This window comes from Lactobacillus sp. A27 (assembly GCF_016742815.1).
Lineage (GTDB): Bacteria > Bacillota > Bacilli > Lactobacillales > Lactobacillaceae > Lactobacillus > Lactobacillus gallinarum.
The window spans coordinates 47,432-67,259 of the sequence record NZ_JAEHNT010000084.1 but is presented as its reverse complement, the minus strand read 5'-3'; the positions used below and the strand labels follow the sequence as shown (position 1 = coordinate 67,259).

The 19,828-nt window shown below is 36.7% G+C and carries 19 protein-coding genes; 18 read left to right on the top strand and 1 reads right to left on the bottom strand.

Going from position 1 to position 19,828, the window contains the following annotated elements; genetic code table 11:
* Positions 1-178 precede the first annotated feature (178 nt).
* The 7 genes from JEM49_RS09075 (at position 179) to mreD (ending at position 7,959) form a co-directional block, all read left to right on the top strand.
* Positions 179-2,818: a valine--tRNA ligase gene (locus JEM49_RS09075; RefSeq protein WP_087175778.1), complete on the top strand. Its 2,640-nt coding sequence runs from the start codon at positions 179-181 to the stop codon at positions 2,816-2,818.
* Entirely contained in the window at positions 2,819-4,093 is a 1,275-nt protein-coding gene (locus tag JEM49_RS09070) for a bifunctional folylpolyglutamate synthase/dihydrofolate synthase (protein ID WP_201874703.1), read from the top strand. It abuts the gene before it with no gap.
* Positions 4,083-4,760 carry an HAD family hydrolase gene (locus JEM49_RS09065; protein WP_025005063.1) on the top strand — a complete coding sequence of 226 codons (678 nt, stop codon included), beginning with the start codon at positions 4,083-4,085 and terminating at the stop codon, positions 4,758-4,760. Before JEM49_RS09070 ends, JEM49_RS09065 begins: the two co-directional genes overlap by 11 nt.
* A 39-nt stretch (positions 4,761-4,799) precedes the next feature.
* Positions 4,800-5,423 (top strand): JAB domain-containing protein, encoded by a 624-nt coding sequence (locus JEM49_RS09060; protein WP_025005062.1) that lies wholly within the window; start codon positions 4,800-4,802, stop codon positions 5,421-5,423.
* A 95-nt stretch (positions 5,424-5,518) separates the two neighbouring features.
* Positions 5,519-6,523 carry a rod shape-determining protein gene (locus tag JEM49_RS09055; protein WP_025005061.1) on the top strand — a complete coding sequence of 335 codons (1,005 nt, stop codon included), beginning with the start codon at positions 5,519-5,521 and terminating at the stop codon, positions 6,521-6,523.
* A gap of 45 nt (positions 6,524-6,568) precedes the next feature.
* A complete protein-coding gene (gene mreC, locus JEM49_RS09050; RefSeq protein WP_025005060.1) occupies positions 6,569-7,420 on the top strand; it encodes a rod shape-determining protein MreC in 852 nt (283 codons plus the stop codon).
* Positions 7,420-7,959 carry a rod shape-determining protein MreD gene (mreD, locus tag JEM49_RS09045; RefSeq protein WP_201874701.1) on the top strand — a complete coding sequence of 180 codons (540 nt, stop codon included), beginning with the start codon at positions 7,420-7,422 and terminating at the stop codon, positions 7,957-7,959. The genes mreC and mreD overlap by 1 nt, the downstream gene beginning before the upstream one ends.
* Positions 7,960-7,998: 39 nt before the next feature.
* Here mreD and JEM49_RS09040 read toward each other — a convergent pair whose 3' ends face one another.
* Complete coding sequence (locus JEM49_RS09040) at positions 7,999-8,133, bottom strand: DUF4044 domain-containing protein (protein ID WP_081776546.1); 135 nt, start codon at positions 8,131-8,133, stop codon at positions 7,999-8,001.
* Between the two features lie 93 nt (positions 8,134-8,226).
* Here JEM49_RS09040 and JEM49_RS09035 point away from each other — a divergent pair, with 93 nt between their 5' ends.
* The 11 genes from JEM49_RS09035 (at position 8,227) to ftsZ (ending at position 19,813) form a co-directional block, all read left to right on the top strand.
* Positions 8,227-8,559, top strand: a complete 333-nt coding sequence (locus JEM49_RS09035) for a DUF3397 domain-containing protein (protein ID WP_087175783.1) — start codon at positions 8,227-8,229, stop codon at positions 8,557-8,559.
* Positions 8,560-8,752: 193 nt separating this feature from the next.
* Positions 8,753-9,184 (top strand): division/cell wall cluster transcriptional repressor MraZ, encoded by a 432-nt coding sequence (mraZ, locus tag JEM49_RS09030; RefSeq protein ID WP_087175784.1) that lies wholly within the window; start codon positions 8,753-8,755, stop codon positions 9,182-9,184.
* A gap of 4 nt (positions 9,185-9,188) precedes the next feature.
* Complete coding sequence (rsmH, locus tag JEM49_RS09025; protein ID WP_201874699.1) at positions 9,189-10,136, top strand: 16S rRNA (cytosine(1402)-N(4))-methyltransferase RsmH; 948 nt, start codon at positions 9,189-9,191, stop codon at positions 10,134-10,136.
* Between the two features lie 13 nt (positions 10,137-10,149).
* A complete protein-coding gene (gene ftsL / locus JEM49_RS09020) occupies positions 10,150-10,512 on the top strand; it encodes a cell division protein FtsL (protein WP_087175785.1) in 363 nt (120 codons plus the stop codon).
* Complete coding sequence (locus tag JEM49_RS09015; protein WP_201874697.1) at positions 10,512-12,671, top strand: penicillin-binding protein; 2,160 nt, start codon at positions 10,512-10,514, stop codon at positions 12,669-12,671. The genes ftsL and JEM49_RS09015 overlap by 1 nt, the downstream gene beginning before the upstream one ends.
* A gap of 6 nt (positions 12,672-12,677) precedes the next feature.
* The gene (gene mraY / locus JEM49_RS09010) at positions 12,678-13,646 is read left to right on the top strand and encodes a phospho-N-acetylmuramoyl-pentapeptide-transferase (RefSeq protein WP_025005053.1); all 969 of its coding nucleotides are present in this window, start codon (positions 12,678-12,680) and stop codon (positions 13,644-13,646) included.
* Positions 13,647-13,656: 10 nt separating this feature from the next.
* Entirely contained in the window at positions 13,657-15,036 is a 1,380-nt protein-coding gene (murD, locus tag JEM49_RS09005) for a UDP-N-acetylmuramoyl-L-alanine--D-glutamate ligase (protein ID WP_201874695.1), read from the top strand.
* A gap of 2 nt (positions 15,037-15,038) precedes the next feature.
* Positions 15,039-16,145, top strand: coding sequence for an undecaprenyldiphospho-muramoylpentapeptide beta-N-acetylglucosaminyltransferase (gene murG, locus JEM49_RS09000; RefSeq protein WP_025005051.1), 1,107 nt, complete (start codon positions 15,039-15,041; stop codon positions 16,143-16,145).
* 16 nt (positions 16,146-16,161) lie between these two features.
* Positions 16,162-17,019 carry a cell division protein FtsQ/DivIB gene (locus JEM49_RS08995; RefSeq protein ID WP_025005050.1) on the top strand — a complete coding sequence of 286 codons (858 nt, stop codon included), beginning with the start codon at positions 16,162-16,164 and terminating at the stop codon, positions 17,017-17,019.
* Positions 17,020-17,081: 62 nt separating this feature from the next.
* Positions 17,082-18,440: a cell division protein FtsA gene (gene ftsA, locus JEM49_RS08990; protein WP_025005049.1), complete on the top strand. Its 1,359-nt coding sequence runs from the start codon at positions 17,082-17,084 to the stop codon at positions 18,438-18,440.
* A gap of 14 nt (positions 18,441-18,454) precedes the next feature.
* Positions 18,455-19,813, top strand: a complete 1,359-nt coding sequence (ftsZ, locus tag JEM49_RS08985; protein WP_087235781.1) for a cell division protein FtsZ — start codon at positions 18,455-18,457, stop codon at positions 19,811-19,813.
* Positions 19,814-19,828: the final 15 nt, after the last annotated feature.

The following is a 19,828-nucleotide window of genomic DNA, read 5'->3' as shown; positions in this document are numbered from 1 at the left end:
AAGTTGATTAGTAGCTTGATTAGCTGATTAATTGAAATTAAGTAGGTTAATCCGGACACTTCAGCGCCGTTATCGCTTATAAGAGAAGTACATTTTTGTACTTAACCATAGGTGGTACCGCGGTTAGTAAATCGTCCTAGACAACATTGTCTAGGACTTTTTTATTGGAGGATTTTTAATGACAGATTTAGCACCTAAATACAACCCTAATGAGGTTGAAAAAGGCAGATATCAAACTTGGCTTGATGAAGATTTATTCAAGCCATCCGGTGACAAGAAAGCTCACCCATATTCAATTGTTATCCCACCACCAAACGTAACTGGTAAATTACACTTAGGTCACGCATGGGATACCGCAATTCAAGATACTTTAATTCGTTTCAAGCGTATGCAAGGCTACGACACTCTTTACCTTCCAGGTATGGACCATGCCGGTATTGCTACCCAGGCTAAGGTTGAAGCTAAGCTTCGCAAGCAAGGCAAAGATCGTCACCAAATGGGTCGTGAAGCTTTTGTTAAGCAAGTTTGGGACTGGAAAGACGAATATGCTTCAATTATCAAGGGCCAATGGGCTAAGATGGGTCTTTCACTTGACTACTCAAGAGAAAGATTTACTTTAGACAAGGGTCTTTCAAAGGCAGTTAAGAAGGTCTTCGTCCAACTTTACAAAGAAGGTCTTATTTACCGTGGTGAATACATCATTAACTGGGACCCAGCACTTCAAACTGCTTTGAGTGATATCGAAGTTATTCACAAGGATGACAAGGGTGCCTTTTACCATGTTAAGTATCCATTCGCAGATGGCTCAGGCTATGTAGAAATTGCTACTACTCGTCCTGAAACCATGTTTGGTGATACTGCTGTTGCGGTTGCACCAGGGGATGAAAGATACAAAGATATCGTTGGTAAGGAATTAGTATTACCACTTGTTGGTCGTCATATTCCAATTATCGAAGACCAACACGTAGATCCAGAATTCGGTACTGGTTTAGTTAAGATCACTCCAGCCCATGACCCTAACGACTTCCAAGTAGGTAACCGTCATAATTTGAAGAGAATCAACGTTATGAACGACGATGGTACTATGAATGAAGAATGCGGCAAGTACGCTGGCATGGATCGTTTTGACTGTCGTGAAGCTTTAGTTAAGGACCTTAAAGAAGAAGGCTACTTAATTAAGGTTGAACCAATCGTTCACTCAGTAGGTCACTCAGAACGTTCAGGCGTTCAAGTTGAACCACGTCTTTCAAAGCAATGGTTCGTTAAGATGAAGCCACTTGCTGACAAGGTTCTTGAAAACCAAAAGACTGATGGCAAGGTAAACTTTGTTCCAGATCGTTTCGAAGGTACTTTGGACCACTGGATGGAAGATGTTCATGATTGGTGTATTTCACGTCAATTATGGTGGGGTCACCGTATTCCAGCTTGGTACAACAAGAAGACTGGCGAAACTTACGTAGGTGAAGAAGCTCCTAAGGATATCGAAAACTGGGAGCAAGATCCAGACGTACTTGATACTTGGTTCTCAAGTGCATTATGGCCATTCTCAACTCTTGGCTGGCCTGATACTAATTCAGAAGACTTCAAGCGTTACTTCCCAACTAATGCGTTAGTAACTGGTTACGACATCATCTTCTTCTGGGTATCAAGAATGATGTTCCAAAGTCTTCACTTCACTGGCAAGCGTCCATTTAACGATGTTGTTTTGCACGGTTTAATGCGTGACGAACAAGGACGCAAGATGAGTAAGTCACTTGGTAATGGTGTTGACCCAATGGACGTAGTAGACAAGTATGGTGCTGACGCTCTTCGTTGGTTCCTTCTTAACGGTACTGCTCCTGGTCAAGATACTCGTTATGATCCTAAGAAGTTGTCAGCAGCTTGGAACTTCATTAATAAGATTTGGAACGCAAGCCGTTTCGTAATTATGAACTTGCCTGCTGATGCTAAGCCTGCACACATGCCAGATGTAAGCAAGTTTGACTTGTCAGATAGATGGATCTTTGATCGTTTGAACCACACTGTTAGTGAAGTAACTCGTTTATTTGATGAATATCAATTTGGTGAAGCAGGCCGTGAAGCTTACAACTTTATCTGGAATGACTTCTGTGACTGGTACATCGAAATTTCTAAGGTTGCTTTGAATGGTGACGATGAAGAATTAAAGGCAAGAAAGCAAGAAAACTTAATTTGGATTCTTGATCAAATCTTACGTTTGATGCACCCAATTATGCCATTTGTTACTGAAAAGCTTTGGCTTTCAATGCCTCACGAAGGCAAGTCAATTATGGTAGCTGAATACCCAACTACTCATAAAGAATTTGAAAACAAGCAAGCAGATAGTGACATGGCCTTCTTAATTGAAATTATTAAGGCTGTACGTAACATCCGCATGGAAGTTAATGCTCCAATGTCTAGCCAAATTGATATTATGATTCAATTAGATGATGAAGCTAACAAGCATGTTTTGGATGAAAATGCTGACTACGTTGAGAACTTCTTACATCCAAAGGAATTAACTGTAGCTGCAGAAATCGAAGCTCCAAAACTTGCTAAGACTGCCGTTATTCCAGGTGCACAAATCTTTGTTCCATTAACTGAATTAGTTAACGTTGATGACGAATTGGCTAAGATGGAAAAAGAAGAAAAGCGTCTTGAAGACGAAGTTCAACGTGCCGAAAAGAAACTTGCAAACAAGGGCTTTGTTGACCATGCTCCAGAAGCTGTTGTAAACAAGGAAAAGGAAAAGAAGGCAGATTACGAAAGCCAATTGGCTGGTGTTCGTGAACGAATTCAAGATTTGAAAGAGAGTAAATAATTGAAATTTACCAATGCTGAAGAGGTAATCCATTATGTATATTCATTGCCTCATTTGCATCCTAAGAATGATTTATCTTTTATCAAGAAGTTGCTCCAGCAATTAGGTAATCCGCAGGATCAGGTAAAAGCGATTCATATTACGGGAACCAACGGTAAAGGGTCAACATCATACTACTTAGCAAATCTATTAAAAAAGGCCGGTCAAAAGACTGGCCTTTTTGTCTCACCTTATGTTTATCAATTTAATGAACGAATTCAATTAAATAATCAAGATATAAGCGATGAAGATTTAGTTAATGTAGCTAATAAGGTTCAAGCTTCTTTTGAAGAAATTAAGCAAGAAGATAAAGAATTTTCGTTAGTTACATTTGAGTATGAAGTTGCGATGGCCTTTGTTTATTTTGAACAAGAGCATTGTGATTATGCCGTGATTGAAGTCGGAATTGGCGGCGAGCATGATAAAACTAATGTGATTGTCCCAGAGGCAAGCATCATTACTACGGTAGGATTAGATCATGAGAAGATTATTGGACCGACAATTCAAGATATTGCGCGAGAAAAGAGTGGCATTATCAAGAAAAATCGTCCAGTAGTATTAGGGAATGTTCCTGATGATGTTCTGCCTATTTTGGTGAAAAAGGCAGATATAGAGCATGCACCACTTTTCCGATTAAAGCATGATTTTGCAATTACAACGCAAGATGGAGCGTTGAAGTATACAGATGATAAACGCAGTATTTCTTTTGATTTTCGTCCGCAGGTAGAGGCCTATGATATTGCTGTAGCCGTTAAGACCTTTTTACTTCTTAAATTGAAGCTAGATAATCAAGAGATAGCAGCTGCAATTGATCAAACTCAGATTCCTGGACGTTATCATATTTTGCAAAAAGAACCATTAATCATTTTGGATGGAGCTCATAATATTCAAGCAATGTCCAATTTGCTGGAAGTAATTCATGCCGAAGCAAAAAAACGGCATAGCCATGTTTATGCTTTAGTGACCATGATGAAAGATAAAGACTTAGAGCAAGTTTTTAATTTATTTAACCAAGATGATCAAGTGTTATTAACAACATTAGATTATCCTCGTGTTGCTAAAGAAAATGATTTTCCCATTGATGTCCAAAGACGATATAATTATGAAGGAGATTATCGGGAAGGCTTTGCTAAATTAAAAGAGAAGATGAATGCCAGCGATATTCTGCTGGTGACCGGATCGTTTTATTTAGTAAGTGCAATTTTAAATTGGAAAGGAAAAGGCAATGCAGGTTAAAGGGATAAACGATGATATTCAAGGCATTATCTTTGATATGGATGGTCTATTGGTTAATTCTGAAGAATTGTATTGGAAGGCTAATATCCAAGCTGCAGAAGAAGAAAAACTTGGGACGCCTAGGGATGCATATTTAAAGTTAACTGGTGCAACTGTTAAAGAAATGCAGGATTTTTATCATAAATATTTCAAAACTGATGCTGATCGTGACCGATTTATTAAAAGAACCGATGATTTGGTTTGGCAGTGGACCGATGAAGGAAAATTAAAGTTACGTCCTGGTGTTCAAGAAGCATTAGATGAATTTAAAAATCGTGGCTTGAAAATGGCAATTGCTTCAAGCAACTACGAAGATGTGTTGCAACACTTTTTGTGGGCAACAGGGATTAGAAATTATTTTGATTTTCATCTAAGTTATTTAGATGTGCAAAAGGGACACATTAAAGCTAAACCGGCACCAGATATTTATTTAGCAGCTACTAAAAAAATGAATCTAGCAAAAGAAAATATTTTGGTTTTTGAAGATTCATCAACTGGTGTCCAAGCTGCGAAAAATGCAGTCTTAAAATGTGTAATGGTGCCAGATCTAATGGCTCCGACTGACCAAGACAAACAGAATGCTATAATGATTTGTCAAAACTTTTTTGATTTTCTTAAAAAAATTTAGCTCTTTTTTGCGTATTAAGTAATGAAGGGAGAAATTTTTATGATAGAAATAAACTCAAATCATTACTTTGTAAATACAGACCTAGAATTACTAGCTAAGTTATTTGAGCAGTTCAAGGATAAAGGAATTAGAACTTTTGAAGAGTTAGAGTCTTTTTTAAGAAAAAGAGATTTTAATTCCTTCGATGATATAGTTCAATTCATAACAGGTTCAAGTTGCCCCAGCAATTTGGCGATTACGGCTGAAGAGGTAATGGATCGCCTGCGAATGGCGTCATCTAAACGCAAACCTGTTTTAACCTCAAGTGTTGAAGTTGGGACATATTTAGCTGATAAATTAGTAGGTCACAAGCAAGAAGAGCTTTGGGCATTATATGTCGATAATGGAAATCGAATTGTAGCTGAGAAAAAGATTTTTCAAGGCACGTTAAATAAATCAGTCGCACATCCGCGAGAAATTTTTCGCTGGGCCGTAATCTATGACTGTTCGGGGATTTTTATTGCTCATAATCATCCTAGTGGTAAATTAATGCCGTCTTCCAACGACTTTGAATTAACTAAAGATCTATATCGGGCGGCAAAAATGATGAAAATTGATCTTTTAGACCATTTTATTGTGGGACAAGGACAATATTTGAGCATGCGTGAAAAAGAATTGTTTTAAACTTCTTTAAAATTTGCGTGAAAATCACCTTTAAAGTTATAGTATGCTATAATTATTCAAGATTTAGAGACCGCAACAATTAAGGAGAGATTTTTGTGTTTGGATTAGGTACAAAGAATATTGGTATCGATTTAGGTACAGCCAATACACTTGTTTACATGGAGGGTAAAGGAATTGTTTTAAGAGAACCTTCTGTAGTAGCAAAGAATACACATACAGGTGAAGTAATCGCAGTTGGTTCAGAAGCCAAGGAAATGATTGGTAGAACCCCAGGTAGTATTGTAGCTATCCGTCCAATGAAGGATGGGGTTATTGCTGATTACGACACTACTGCTGCTATGCTTAAGTACTTTATGGAAAAGACTGTTGGCAATTCTAAGCCTTCAGTAATGATTTGTGTTCCTTCAGGTGTTACTGAAGTTGAAAAGCGTGCTGTAATTGATGCAGCTAGAGTAGCTGGTGCTCGCGAAGCTTTCGTGATTGAAGAACCATTTGCTGCAGCTATTGGTGCAGGCCTTCCAGTTATGGATCCTACTGGTTCAATGGTTGTTGATATCGGTGGTGGTACTACTGATGTTGCTACTATTTCATTAGGTGGTATTGTTTCATCAACTTCAATTCGTCAAGCTGGAGATAAGTTTAACAATGCAATTATTAATTACATTCACTCCAACTTTAACTTATTGATTGGTGAAAGAACTGCTGAAGATATTAAGATTCAAGTAGGTTCTGCTTCAATTGAAAAAGCTAAGGAAATTGAAGCTATGAATATTCGTGGTCGTGATTTGGTTACTGGTTTGCCAAAGTCAATTGATATCAACGCTGAAGATATCGCTAAGGCTATTCAAGATGTTGTTCAAGACATCATCGTTGCAATTAAGGAAACTTTAGAACAAACCTCTCCTGAAATTGCTGCCGATGTTATCGACCACGGTATCGTTTTAACCGGTGGTGGTGCATTGCTTAAGAACTTGCCAGAAGTAATTTCTGAAGCAACTAAGGTTCCAGTATTTATTGCACAAGATCCACTTGATTGTGTGGCAATTGGTACTGGTGAATCACTCAAGAATATTGAAGTAATGCGTAGAAGTCGCAAATAATAAAAAAGCCGGCTATGGCCGGTTTTTCTTTAGGATCAATTCTTAATGAAAAAATTTCTACAAAATAAAAAGTTATTATCAACATTTATTGTAATTATTGTCATTTTTGCCGTTTTAGGTGGGAGTGTTAGTTTACGTAATAAACGTAATGCTCCATTGCTTGTTCAAAGCTTAGGAAATGATATTGTAGCCTTAGGATCTAGAATTATTGATGTTCCGGTAGGTTTTATTTCTGGTGGTTTGAATAATGCACATGAGATTTTAAATGCACAAGATGAGAATAACCATCTGAAGCGCCAAATTACTAATTTAGGTCAAACTAAGGTCCGTAATGCCAGCTTAGAGAAAGAAAATCGGCAGTTAAAAGCAGCATTGAATTTGAAAGATACTTTAAGTGGTTATATTTTGATCAATGCTTCAGTTATTTCTCGTGCTCCAGATACCTGGTCAGATCTACTTACAATTAATAAAGGTAGTTCTTCAGGTATTAAGAAGAATATGGCTGTAATGTGTGGTGGTGGAGTTATTGGACGAATTGTTGAAGCTAATGCCGCTTCTTCAAAAGTCGAATTGATCACTACTACAGATGAATCGGCTAACCGTTTTTCTGTTCAAGCAGATGTTGCTAATGGCAAGACCGTTCACGGGATCATTACTGTTACAGCTAATAACCAATTAGCCTTTACTCAGGTAGTTGATGGCCGCAAGTTAAAGGCCGGCACTAGAGTTTACACGAGTGGTATGGGTGGTAATTCGCCTAAAGGACTTTTAATTGGTACTGTTACTCAGACTACCCGTGATTCATTTGGTTTATCTGATCAAATTAGAATTAAACCAGCAGGTGATATTAGCGATCCGTCAGTTGTTACAGTTATTGAAAGACAGGTGGCTAACTAATGTCTATTTTTCGTAAATGGGTTTTAGCAATTGGACTTTTTGTTGCCATTGTTGTAGATGGTGTTTGTTCATTTTATTTGCATCAATTTATGGATTATGGAAGTTTTGGTGCCGCTAGTCTAATTTTACCGATTAGTGTAATGCTGATTGGACTTTTTGATGACACCAATGAAAATGAAATTTGGCTGGCCCTAGGCACGGGAATAGTTGCTGACATTTACTTTTATGGCTTTATTGGAGTTTATGCAGTTTTCTTACCCCTCAGCTGCTGGATTTGTCAAAAAATTGCTCGCTTTTTACCAGAAATATTTTGGGCAAGACTAATTGTAGTTTTATTAGGAACGACAATTTTTGTAGCATATAGTTGGCTGATCTTTAACATGATAGGAATAGCTACGACGTCGATTCATGGCTTATTAATGAGTCTATTAGTGAATCTAGGATGGACGGCAGGATTCTTCGTTTGTTTATACTGGATTTGGGGTAACCTAGCACAAGATTATCCGTTCTTAATTGATTTAAATGCTTATCGTGTATAAAAATAAAAAGAGACGAGAAAAATTTTTCTCGTCTCTTTTTTAAAACATTCCTGCTCCGGCCATTGCACCGACAGCACCAGCAACAACTGCGGCTAATGTAATAACTGCCATTAACCAAGCCATTACAATTGTCAATTTTTGAAAACCAGATTTCTTCTTCTTTTTTCGTGCCATAAAAAGCCCTCCTACTTGAACAATATTTTATGCTTATTAATAGTTTTTTTCAAATGAATTGTAGTTTAGAATAAAAAGGATGGAGGATCTTTTATGCTTTTTATTTTCTTAATACCAGTTATCGGTTTGGTAGCAGCTTTTTTAATTAATAAAATTTTCCCACATGCTCAGTTTAGAGGCTATGATGTTTTGCCTTTTTTCTTGTTTGCCGCATGCAATTTAGCCACTACACATGCTAACTTGCCTTCTTTTTTACCATATGGATTTTTATTTTATTTTATCTTAGTTGTTATTGTGTCTTTAAACGATGCAATTAAAAATAAAAATATTTCATTAGGTAAAACGATTCGCAAGTTATGGGATTATTTAGCTGCTTGCAGTTGTTTTTGGTATCTTGGTTCGTTAATTTTAATGTTTGCTTATTAATTTAGTTACTAATTTTTTAATAAAGTAAAAATCATTTGTATATGCAAAAGCCGCAAAATTATAATATTTTGCAGCTTTTTTAAATTTTATAAAATAAAAAGATAAATAAGCATAAAAATATGTATTTTTTTCCAGAGTTTGTGGTAGAGAGTGGTGAATTGTGGTAAATTATTTAGTGGAAGGGGGCTAGACCATGTTCATGGGTGAATATCACCACAATCTTGATAGCAAGGGTCGCCTAATTATACCAGCGAAACTTCGCAATCAAATTGGAAATAAGATGGTATTTACTCGAGGAATGGAAGGCTGTATTTTTGGCTATTCGATGGAAGAATGGCAAAAGATAGAAGCCAAATTAGCAAAACTTCCGTTGACTAAGAGGAATACGCGTAAATTTATGCGTTTATTCTACTCTGGTGCGATGGAAAGTGAGTTCGATAAGCAGGGGCGTGTCAATTTTACATCGACATTAAAAGCTCATGCTGGACTTACTAAAGAATGTGTCATCGTAGGAGTTTCTGACCGAATTGAAATCTGGGCTAAGGAACGTTGGGATAGCTTTGAGGAAGAAGCTAACGAAGACTATGATGATATTGCTGAAAATTTGGACGACATTGAACTATAAAACTATGAAATTCAAACACACCAGTGTACTCTTACACGAAACTATAGATAATTTAAAACCAAAAAACGGTGGTCTTTATGTAGATGCAACTTTTGGCGGCGGTGGGCATGCCAAGTATTTGTTAAGTAAAATTGAAACTGGTACGTTAGTCGGTTTTGACCAAGATGAATATGCGATAAAATCGGCAGAGTTGAACTTCGCTGATTTATTGCAGCCAGATAGTGAACCTAAATTGAAATTAGTACATGACAACTTTAGTAATCTGGAGCAGGATCTAGTTAAGCTGGGTTACGCAGATGGAATAGATGGCATATATTACGATTTAGGTGTTTCATCACCTCAGTTTGATCAAGCTGATCGTGGCTTCTCATATCGTTATAATGCAAGGTTAGATATGAGAATGGATCAAAGTCAAGATACGGATGCATATCAGTTAGTTAATACTTTAAGTCAAAAAGAGCTAGCAGATATTTTATATCAATATGGAGATGAAAAATTCTCCCGGCAGATTGCTCATAGGATCGTAGAAAGACGTAAGGATAAGCCAATTGTGACAACCTTTGAATTGGTTGACATTATTAAAGAGGCGATTCCCGCGTATGCACGAAGGACTGGAGGACATCCAGCTAAGAAAAGCTTTCAAGCTTTACGAGTTGCTGTTAATCACGAACTTGATGTTTTACAGGCTTCACTTGAAGAAGCTATTAAGATTTTAAGACCTGGTGGCAGAATTAGCGTGATTACCTTTCAGTCCCATGAAGATAAAATCGTTAAAAAGATTTTTAAGAAGTATTCAGAGGTTGAGGTTCCAAGAGGAATGCCCTTTGTGCCAGACGATATGAAACCAACACTTCGTTTGGTAAATCGCAAACCGATTATTGCTTCAACTTCCGAGTTAGAAAACAACAACCGCTCACACAGTGCAAAACTACGGGTTGCAGAGAAGTTATAAAGAGGAAAATGCTATGGCTGACAGCTCAGCAAGAAAAATTGAATATGAACCTAGAAAACAGAATGGTTCGCAGAAACGTCAACGAATTACCCTTGATCCGCATAAAGTTCCTTACAATATTTTAGAGAAGACTTTACTAGCAATAGGAAGTATCGTCACCTTGGGAATGATGATCTTCTTGGTTTCTTCTAGTATTTCTGCAACTTCGGCTCAACATGAGCTAAGTCAAACTCAGCAGACAGTTGCTAAGGAACAGAATAGGATCACCGATTTACGTCAAGAAATTGGTGAGTTAACTTCTACTTCACGCTTAAACAAGATTGCGCGTGAAAAAGGATTAACTCTGATTAATAAAAACATTAGGACAATTCGCTAATGAAAAAAAACAGTAATTTAAAATTACAAAAATCCAAAGCCCACAGCTACCGCTTTACAGTGGGGAGATTTCTCCAAGTAGCTGTCGCTTTGGTTTTTCTTGTATTTACGGCTAGATTTTTATATATAGGTATATCCAAAACAGTTAATGGGCAGAACTTATCCGCACGTACCAAGCAGCTTTATAAGCGTAATCAAGTTATTAAAGCAACACGTGGTACGATATATGATCGGAATGGATTAGCAATTGCGGAAGACTCACATTTATATACTATTTACGCGATTTTGGATAAGTCGTCAATTAATTACAAAAATAAACCAGAATATGTGGTTAATAAAACTGAAACTGCAGAGAAGCTATCAAAGGTTTTACCACTATCTGCGGATAAGATTTACCAATATTTGAATCCCAAGCATAAAGCTTTCCAAGTTCAATTTGGTAGCGGCGGTAGCGGCCTAACTTTAAAGCAGAAGAAACAGATTGAAGCCATGAAATTGCCTGGTATTAAATTTGTAGAGACGCCTTCTCGTTTATATCCAAATGGTAATTTTGCTTCGCATATTGTGGGATTAGCTCAACCAGAGTATGACAAAAAGACTAATAGTGAAGCATTAGTTGGTACTATGGGGTTAGAAGCCTACTTTAACAATACTTTGACTGGTAAAGATGGTTATCGCATTTCAACAGTAGATGCTACTGAAAATCAATCACCTAACCAAAGTCAGGTTTATAAACCAGTTGAAAATGGTAATAACTTGTATTTGACATTAAATTCACAATTACAAAGTTATTTGGAGACAAAACTAACTGAAGTTCAGAAGGCTTATGATCCTACTTCTATTACCGCAGTAGTTGAGGATATGAAGACAGGAAAAATTTTAGCTGCTTCACAGCGTCCAACTTTTAATCCTCAAACTAAGAAGGGCTTAACTAAGTCATATCGAAATATTTTAGTTCAAGATACATACGAACCAGGTTCTGTGTTTAAGGTGTTGTCATTTGCGGCTGCAGTAAACAGTGGTAATTACAATCCTAATGAATATTATCGTTCAGGTTCAGTAAGTATTGGTGGCTCGACAATTCATGACTGGCTTACTTCGGGTTGGGGTACCATTCCTTTTTCACAAGCTTTTGAAAGATCAAGTAATACCGGTTTCGTTAAGTTGGAACAAAAGATGGGCTCAAAAACTTGGAAAAAGTACCTTAAGAGGTTCCATATTGGTGAAAAAACTGGTATAACTCTTCCAGGTGAACAACCAGGCTTCATTTCATTTAAGACTTCAGTTGACCAAGCGGTAACTGCATTTGGTCAGGGGGTTAACGTAAATGTAATGCAAATGATGCAGGCCTACAGTTCCTTGGGGAACAATGGTCAAATGGTTAAACCACAATTAGTTGATAAAGTTACTGATTTTAATGGTAAAACAATAAAGGGTTACCAAATTAAAAAAGTCGGTACGCCAATTTATTCTGCTAAAACTAAACGAGTTGTTTTGGCTAATATGAGAAAAGTTTTGAATAAACAGTCAGGTACTGGTAATGCCTACAAGATGGGCAATGCAGATATTGCTGTTAAGACCGGTACGGCTCAAATAGCTAATCCAAAAGGTGGCGGCTATCTTAAGGGCGATAGTAATTACATCTTCTCGGTTGTAGGTGTTTACCCTACCAAGGATCCTAGATATTGTATTTACCTAACTATCAAGCAACCTCATTTGGCTGGGACAACAGCTGAAAAGATTTTAGCTTCTATCTTTAAACCAATGATGAGTCGAATTATTACAATGGCTAAAAGTGATAATTCAACCACGACTGTTAGTGTTCCTAATTTCAAGAATATGACAGTTGCTCAAGCTTCAGCTAAAGCTAAGCAAGTTGGTCTTAACTTAGTTAAAGTAGGTGAAAAAGATAGAATTACTGCTCAAGGAATTAAGAGCAGTGAGAAATTGGAGTCTGGGGACAAGATCTTTGTATATACCTCAGGTAAAATAAATTGTCCTGATATGAAGGGGTGGAGTTTTAATGATTTACATCAATTCTCTAATGTATCAGGTATTAAATTAAGCATAAAGGGAACCGGAACTGTTACCAGCCAAAGTGTGGCCAAGGGAGCAGAGTTAAAGTCTGGAGAAAAAATAAAAGTTAATTTAAAGGAGTAGCATAGGATGAGTATTATGCAAGCAAGTTTTGTTGCTTTAATTAGTTCATTAATTTTGACGGTAATTTTTTTACCGTTGTTAATTAAGTTTATGCATTCGCATCATGAAGGACAGGAAATTCGTGATGAAGGGCCAAAATGGCACCAAAAGAAATCAGGAACTCCTACAATGGGAGGAACAATTTTTGTTATTGCAGCAGTAATTTCTGTTATCTGGGTTGCTGCATGGCAACATAGCTTGAACAAAGTTGTTTGGATTTTAGTAATCAGTCTTTTAGGTTACGGTATCATTGGTTTCCTTGATGATGGAATCAAGCTGTATTACAAAAGAAATTTGGGTTTAAGAGCATGGCAAAAACTTGCTTTACAAATTATTATTGCCATTGTGATTGTATTAATTGCTTCAAGCGATCACTTTAATTTTGGTTTATACATTCCATTTGCTGGAGTTGTTCATAGCGTAGCATTATTTGTAATCTTCATTATTTTCTGGTTAGTTGGCTTTTCTAATGCTGTTAACCTTTCAGACGGTTTGGATGGCTTAGCTACCGGGTTATCTGTAGTAGCCTATGGTACATATGCTTATATCGCATTTAAACAAAAGAATTTGGCTATTTTAGCCTTTTGTATGAGTGTAATTGGCGGTTTGATTGCTTTCTTTATTTTCAACCATAAGCCTGCCAAAATCTTCATGGGGGATGCAGGCTCACTTGCATTAGGTGGTGGTCTTGCTACAGTAAGTATTATGCTTAATAGACCATGGTCACTTTTGTTAGTGGGTATTGTATTTGTATGTGAAACTGCTAGTGTAATTATGCAGGTTATTTCTTTCCAAACTACTGGTAAGAGAATTTTTAAGATGACTCCTATTCACCATCATTTTGAAATGTTAGGCTGGTCAGAATGGAAAGTGGACATTGTTTTTTGGATTGTTGGTTTAGTAGGTAGTATTTTATATTTAGCAATTTGGGGATAAAAATAAAAAAATGAAGGATATTAAAACTTATAGTAATAAGAATATTTTAGTTTTAGGTTTAGGTAAAAGTGGATTTGCAGTTAGCGAATTACTTTTAAAATTAGGTGCTAAATTAACCTTGAATGACAAGGCTGATCTTGATAAAAATGAAAAAGCACAAGAGCTAAAGGCTAAAGGCGTTCATGTAATTGGCGGACATCACCCAGTTGATTTACTTGAAAAAGAACATTTTGATTATTTAGTTAAAAATCCAGGTATTCCATATGAGAATCCAATGGTTAAAAAAGCTGAAGAACTAAATATTCCAATTATTACAGAGCCTGAAATTGCTTTAAGTTGTAGTGATGCTCCTTATGTTTGTGTAACAGGTTCAAATGGTAAAACTACCACTGTGATGCTCACTCAAAGAATTTTGGATCATCATTTACAAAAATCAGGTCATCATGCCTATGCAGTAGGTAATATTGGTGTGCCAATTTCTGAAGTAGTACCTAAGGCAACTAAGGATGATATCTTGGTAGTAGAAATTTCTAGTTTCCAATTACTTGGCGTAACAGATATTGATCCTAAGGTGGCTGCTATTGTCGACATTTATAATAATGTTCACTTGGACTATCACAAGACCTTTGAAAATTATGTAAATGCTAAGTTGAACGTTACTAGAACTCAAAATAGTGATGACTACTTTATTGCTAACTTTGATCAAAAAGATATTTTAGCTAAAGAAAAAGAAGTAACACCTGCTAAGATGCAAACTTTCTCAGAAACAGATTCTAATGCAGATTACTTTATTGGTGATGAATATCTTGAGAGTCACAATGAAAAGATCATGAAGATTGCAGATATCAAATTACCAGGTATTCATAATTTACAAAATAGCTTGGTTGCAATTGCAATTTCAAAGATTATGGGTGCAGATAATGATGATATTGCAGCGGTTTTGAGTACTTTCACTGGTGCTAAGCACCGTTTGCAATATGTAACAACTCTTGATGGACGCAAGGTTTATAATGATTCTAAGTCAACTAATATTGAAGCAGCTACAGTTGCTATTCCTGCATTCAAAGAACCAGAAGTTTTAATTGCAGGTGGTCTTGATAGAGGATTCTTGTTTGATGATTTAGTACCATTGTTCAAGAAGCATGTTAAATCTATTGTTCTTTATGGAGAAACAAAATATCTATTAGCTGATGCTGCTAGAAAAGCTGGCATTAAAGATATTGTAATTGTTAATACTCTTCAAGAAGCTGTTCCAAGAGCATATGAGTTAAGTGAACCTGGCGACGTATTATTGTTCTCACCAGCTTGTGCTTCATGGGATCAATTCAGAACCTTCGAAGAACGTGGCGATTACTTTGTTAGATTTGTTAAGGAATTAAAGACTAAATAAAAATGAGAGTTATATTTACAGGCGGCGGCACTGGTGGCCACATTTATCCAATTATGGCAATTATTGAACGTTTGAAAGAACGTGGAATTAGCAAAAATGATGAAATTCTATTTGTCGGAACTAAAAAAGGATTGGAATCTAAAATTGTTCCTGCAGCTGGTGTTAATTTCAAAACAATTAACATTCAAGGATTTAATCGGAAGCATCCGTTGAAAAACTTTGAAACCATTAAATTGTTTTTACAAGCTACCAAGAGTGCACGGAAGATTTTAAAAGAATTTAAGCCTGATGTCGTTTTGGGTACAGGTGGTTATGTTAGTGGAGCTATGGTTTATGAAGCAGCTAAAATGCATATTCCAACTATGATCCATGAATCCAATTCAGTTGTTGGTTTAGCTAACAAGTTTTTAGGCCACTATGTTGATCGCATTTGTTACACTTTTGACGATGCTGCAAAAGAATTCCCTGAAAAAAAGAAGCTAGTTAAAACAGGTAATCCAAGATCACAACAGGTTTTGAGCTTACATGAAGAAAAGATTGATATAAAGAAGAAGTGGGGACTTAGTTCAGAAATGCCAACTGTTTTAGTTTTTGGTGGTTCCCGTGGTGCTTTAGCTATCAATCGAATTATGCTTAAGTCATTAATGAATTTAAAGACTAAGCCATACCAAATTATTTGGGCTACAGGTACTTACTATTTTGATTCAGTTCAAAAGAAGTTAGAGAACGTAGATATTGGTAATAATATTAAGGTTTTGCCATACATCAAGAACATGCCCGGTTTATTACCAGAAATGACTTGTGTTGTTTCAAGATCTGGAGCAACAAGTATTGCAGAGTTCACTGCATTAGGTGTACCTGTAATTTTGATTCCAAGTCCTAATGTAACGCACAATCACCAAATGAAGAATGCATTAGATTTAGAGAAGGCTGGCGCAGCCTTGGTCATCCCAGAAGATGATCTTAACCCTAATAATTTTGTTTCTTCAATTGATCATATTTTGCTTGATGAAAAATACGCTAAAGAAATGAGTCAGGCTTCAAAGGCATTAGGTGTACCTGATGCATCTGATCAAGTGATTAAAGTGATGGAAGAGATTTCACGCTAGGAGGCCGGTGAGGCAGATGGCAAAGAAACCAGTAACGAGGATTGATCCAAGAAAAGAATTATCTCCTTATTTGAATCATGAATTCAATCAACAAAAAAATAGTCGTAAATCGCAAGCCAAGATTTCTGCCTCACTTTCTAGTTTACAGGCGGAAAGACGACGGTCACTAAGACGGCGGCTTGGTTTAATAATGTCAGTTTCAGTTTTGGCGATTGCTGGGCTAGGCTATTATATTTCTCCCTTGGCCAATATAAGTACGGTTAAGGTGATTGGTGCTTCGGATTTACCAATTAAAGGAATCGTGAAGGCATCTAAGATCAAAGCCAGTGATAAGGTTTTTGATTATTTGTTTCAACAAAAAGATTTGAGCCAAAAATTATCTAAGAAGTATCCTGAAATAGAAAGTGCCCAAGCACATTTAGGTCATGTTAACCAGCTCATATTGCAAATTAATGAACGTAAAACCGTAGGCTATTTAAAAGATGGCGATGATTATCGTAAGATTTTAAGTAATGGCAAGTTAGGCAGTACTGCAATTACTTGGGCAAAAGTCGATCAAGATAAACCTATTTTTGTTGGCTATAATAAAGCAACTTCTTTAAAAGAAGATTTAAACTTATTTAATAGTTTGCCCAAATCATTCCAAAACCAGGTAAAATTATTAAGTGGGAACACTAGACGAAAGTCACAAGTAATTTTAGTTATGAAAGATGGCAATGTAATTATTGGCAGTACCGTAACGTTAAAGAGCAAACTAAAATATTATGACGAAATTAAAGTTAAAGCTGGAAAAAATAGCTTAATTGATTTAGAAATAGGTGCGTTTAGCAGGCCATTAACTTCAAGTGAAAAGAAAGCCTACGGGGTATCGTAGCTGTTTTACTTGTTTATTTATGTTAGAATTTTTTCAAGGCAAATATTAATGGGGGCTTAATTTTGGAGAATTCAAATCTTTTAGTGGGTCTTGATATAGGAACCACAAGCGTGAAAGCAGTTGTGGCAGATTCGGGTAAAGTCATTGGTGCAGTTACTACGCCCAATTCAGGCATGAGACATGGTCAAATTGTTGATATTGATCAGACTGCAGCAGCTATCAGCCGTGCTTTAAAAGGCGTGGCAGAAAAGACTAATGCAAAAATTTATAGTGTCGTAGCCGGAATTCCAGTAGGAATGTTGCAATTAGAGACAGCAACTGGATTTGCTAATGTCGGTGAAGAAGGACAAGAAGTAAATAATGAAGATGTCAAAAGAACGATTCGCTCTGCGATTCATGCTGCTGCAAAAGATGATCGTGAAGCAATTGCTTTTTTGCCTAGTCGATTCTTAATTGATGGAAAAACTGAGGTTGATGATCCTCGTAAGATGATTGCTCGTTCACTTGGAGTAACTGGTATTTTGTTAACAGCTCCAACAGGTTCTTTGCATAACATTAAAAAAGCAATTGAACGTGCAGGCTATCACAACAATTTCTTTGTTCCAACGCCATTGGCAATTTCTAGTGTTGCATTAAATGAAAGTGAAAAGACTTTCGGTTCTGTAATTATTGACCTCGGTGGTGGAGTAAGTACAGCAACAGTAATTAAGGAAGGCCAAATCAAATACGCTAATATTGATTTGGAAGGTGGTAGCGATATCACTAATGATATTTCTGCTGTTTTAAGTATTTCTAAACGTGATGCTGAACAAATTAAATTAGATTATGGCTTTGCTGATCCGCAATTTGCTTCTAAGAATGATAAATTTGCAATTAATAGTGTAGGCTCAAATGGACAGCAAATGATTGATGAAGTTTACCTGAGTGAAATCATTAATGCACGTCTTGAGCAAATTCTAACTCGTCTTGGCAAGGGTTTAGCCAAGCATAATGCTTTGAAGCAACCGGGTGGTATTGTTATCACTGGTGGAACTAGTTTACTTCAAGGAATTGATAGTTTGACAGCCAATGGTTTAAACGTTAAAGCACGTATTTATCAGCCAGATCAAATTGGTATGCGCAACCCAATTTATACAGCTGCATATGGAATAGTAAATTATTCTTACAAGATGTCAGAAGTAGACTATCTTGTTAACAGTGTAATTTACGGTTTTGGTGAAAATGTAGTTGAAGAACCAGTTTCACAACCAAAAACTTCCAAGAATTCTAAAAGAACTGTTTCTACTAGTGAAAGTGAAGCCAAAGAAGCTTATAATAGAAACAAAATGTCCGCAAGAGATGATTCTTCAGTGGACGAAGAAAATAATAATCAAGAAAAATCTAATGGCTTGAAGAGTTTCTTTAAGAAATTCTTTGATTAAAGGTGGTTAATTTAATGGATTTTACATTCGATTCAGACGACAATAAGAATGCTGTCATCAAAGTTATTGGTGTTGGCGGTGCCGGAGGCAATGCTGTTAACCGAATGATTGATGACGGTGTACAAGGTGTTTCATTTATTGCAGCAAACACTGATGTTCAAGCTTTAAACAGTAATAAAGCTGAAAACAAGATTCAATTAGGGCCTAAGTTAACAAGAGGTTTAGGTGCTGGTTCACATCCTGAAGTAGGCCAAAAGGCTGCTGAAGAAAGTGAACAAACAATTGAAGATGCACTTAAGGGTGCTGATATGATCTTTATCACTGCTGGTATGGGTGGTGGTACCGGTACTGGTGCAGCTCCTGTAGTAGCTAAAATTGCTCGTGAGACCGGTGCTTTAACTGTTGGTGTAGTTACACGCCCATTCAGTTTTGAAGGCCCTAAGCGCTCTAAGAACGCAGCAGAAGGAATTACCCAATTAAAGCAATACGTTGATACTTTAGTTATTATTGCTAATAATCGTTTGCTTGAAATGGTTGATAAGAAGACCCCAATGATGGATGCCTTCAAAGAAGCTGACAATGTCTTGAAGCAAGGTGTACAAGGTATTTCAGACTTGATTACTTCAACTGACTACGTAAACTTAGACTTTGCTGATGTTAAGACTGTTATGGAAAACCAAGGTGCAGCCTTGATGGGTATTGGTCGTGCTAGTGGTGAAAATAGAACTGTAGAAGCTACTAAGCTTGCTATTTCTTCACCACTTCTTGAAGTATCAATTGATGGTGCTAAGCAAGTATTGCTTAACATTACTGGTGGTCCTGACCTTACTTTGTTTGAAGCTCAAGATGCTTCAGAAATTGTTTCTAAGGCTGCTGGTGATGATGTCAACATTATCTTCGGTACATCAATTAACCCTAACTTAGGTGATGAAGTGGTAGTTACTGTAATTGCTACTGGTATTGATTCTAAAGCCGAAGAAGCCGCATCAAAGCAATTACCAGGACGTAGCCACCAAATTAAGGCTCAACCTAAGAAGGAAGCAGAACCTGTTGCTAATAATACTGTTCAACCAGAAAAGCAAACTGTTGACCGTCCACAAACTGTTCAACCATCTAATAATGCAGATGCGGATCATGAAGCGGAAAAGCCAAAGCAAACAATGGTTGATCCAACCAGTGTTTGGGGATTGAACGATAATCAAGATAATCAAAGAAGAAATACTAAGCCTGCTGAGCCAAAGGGTGATCATGAAAGCTTCGATACTTTTAGCAATGATGATCAAGATAGTATTTCTCAAATTGAAACTAGTGCTCAAGACGATAGTGATGATAGTGATGATATTCCATTCTTCAAACATCGTGGTGAAAACTAGTTTGGAGGTAGATAC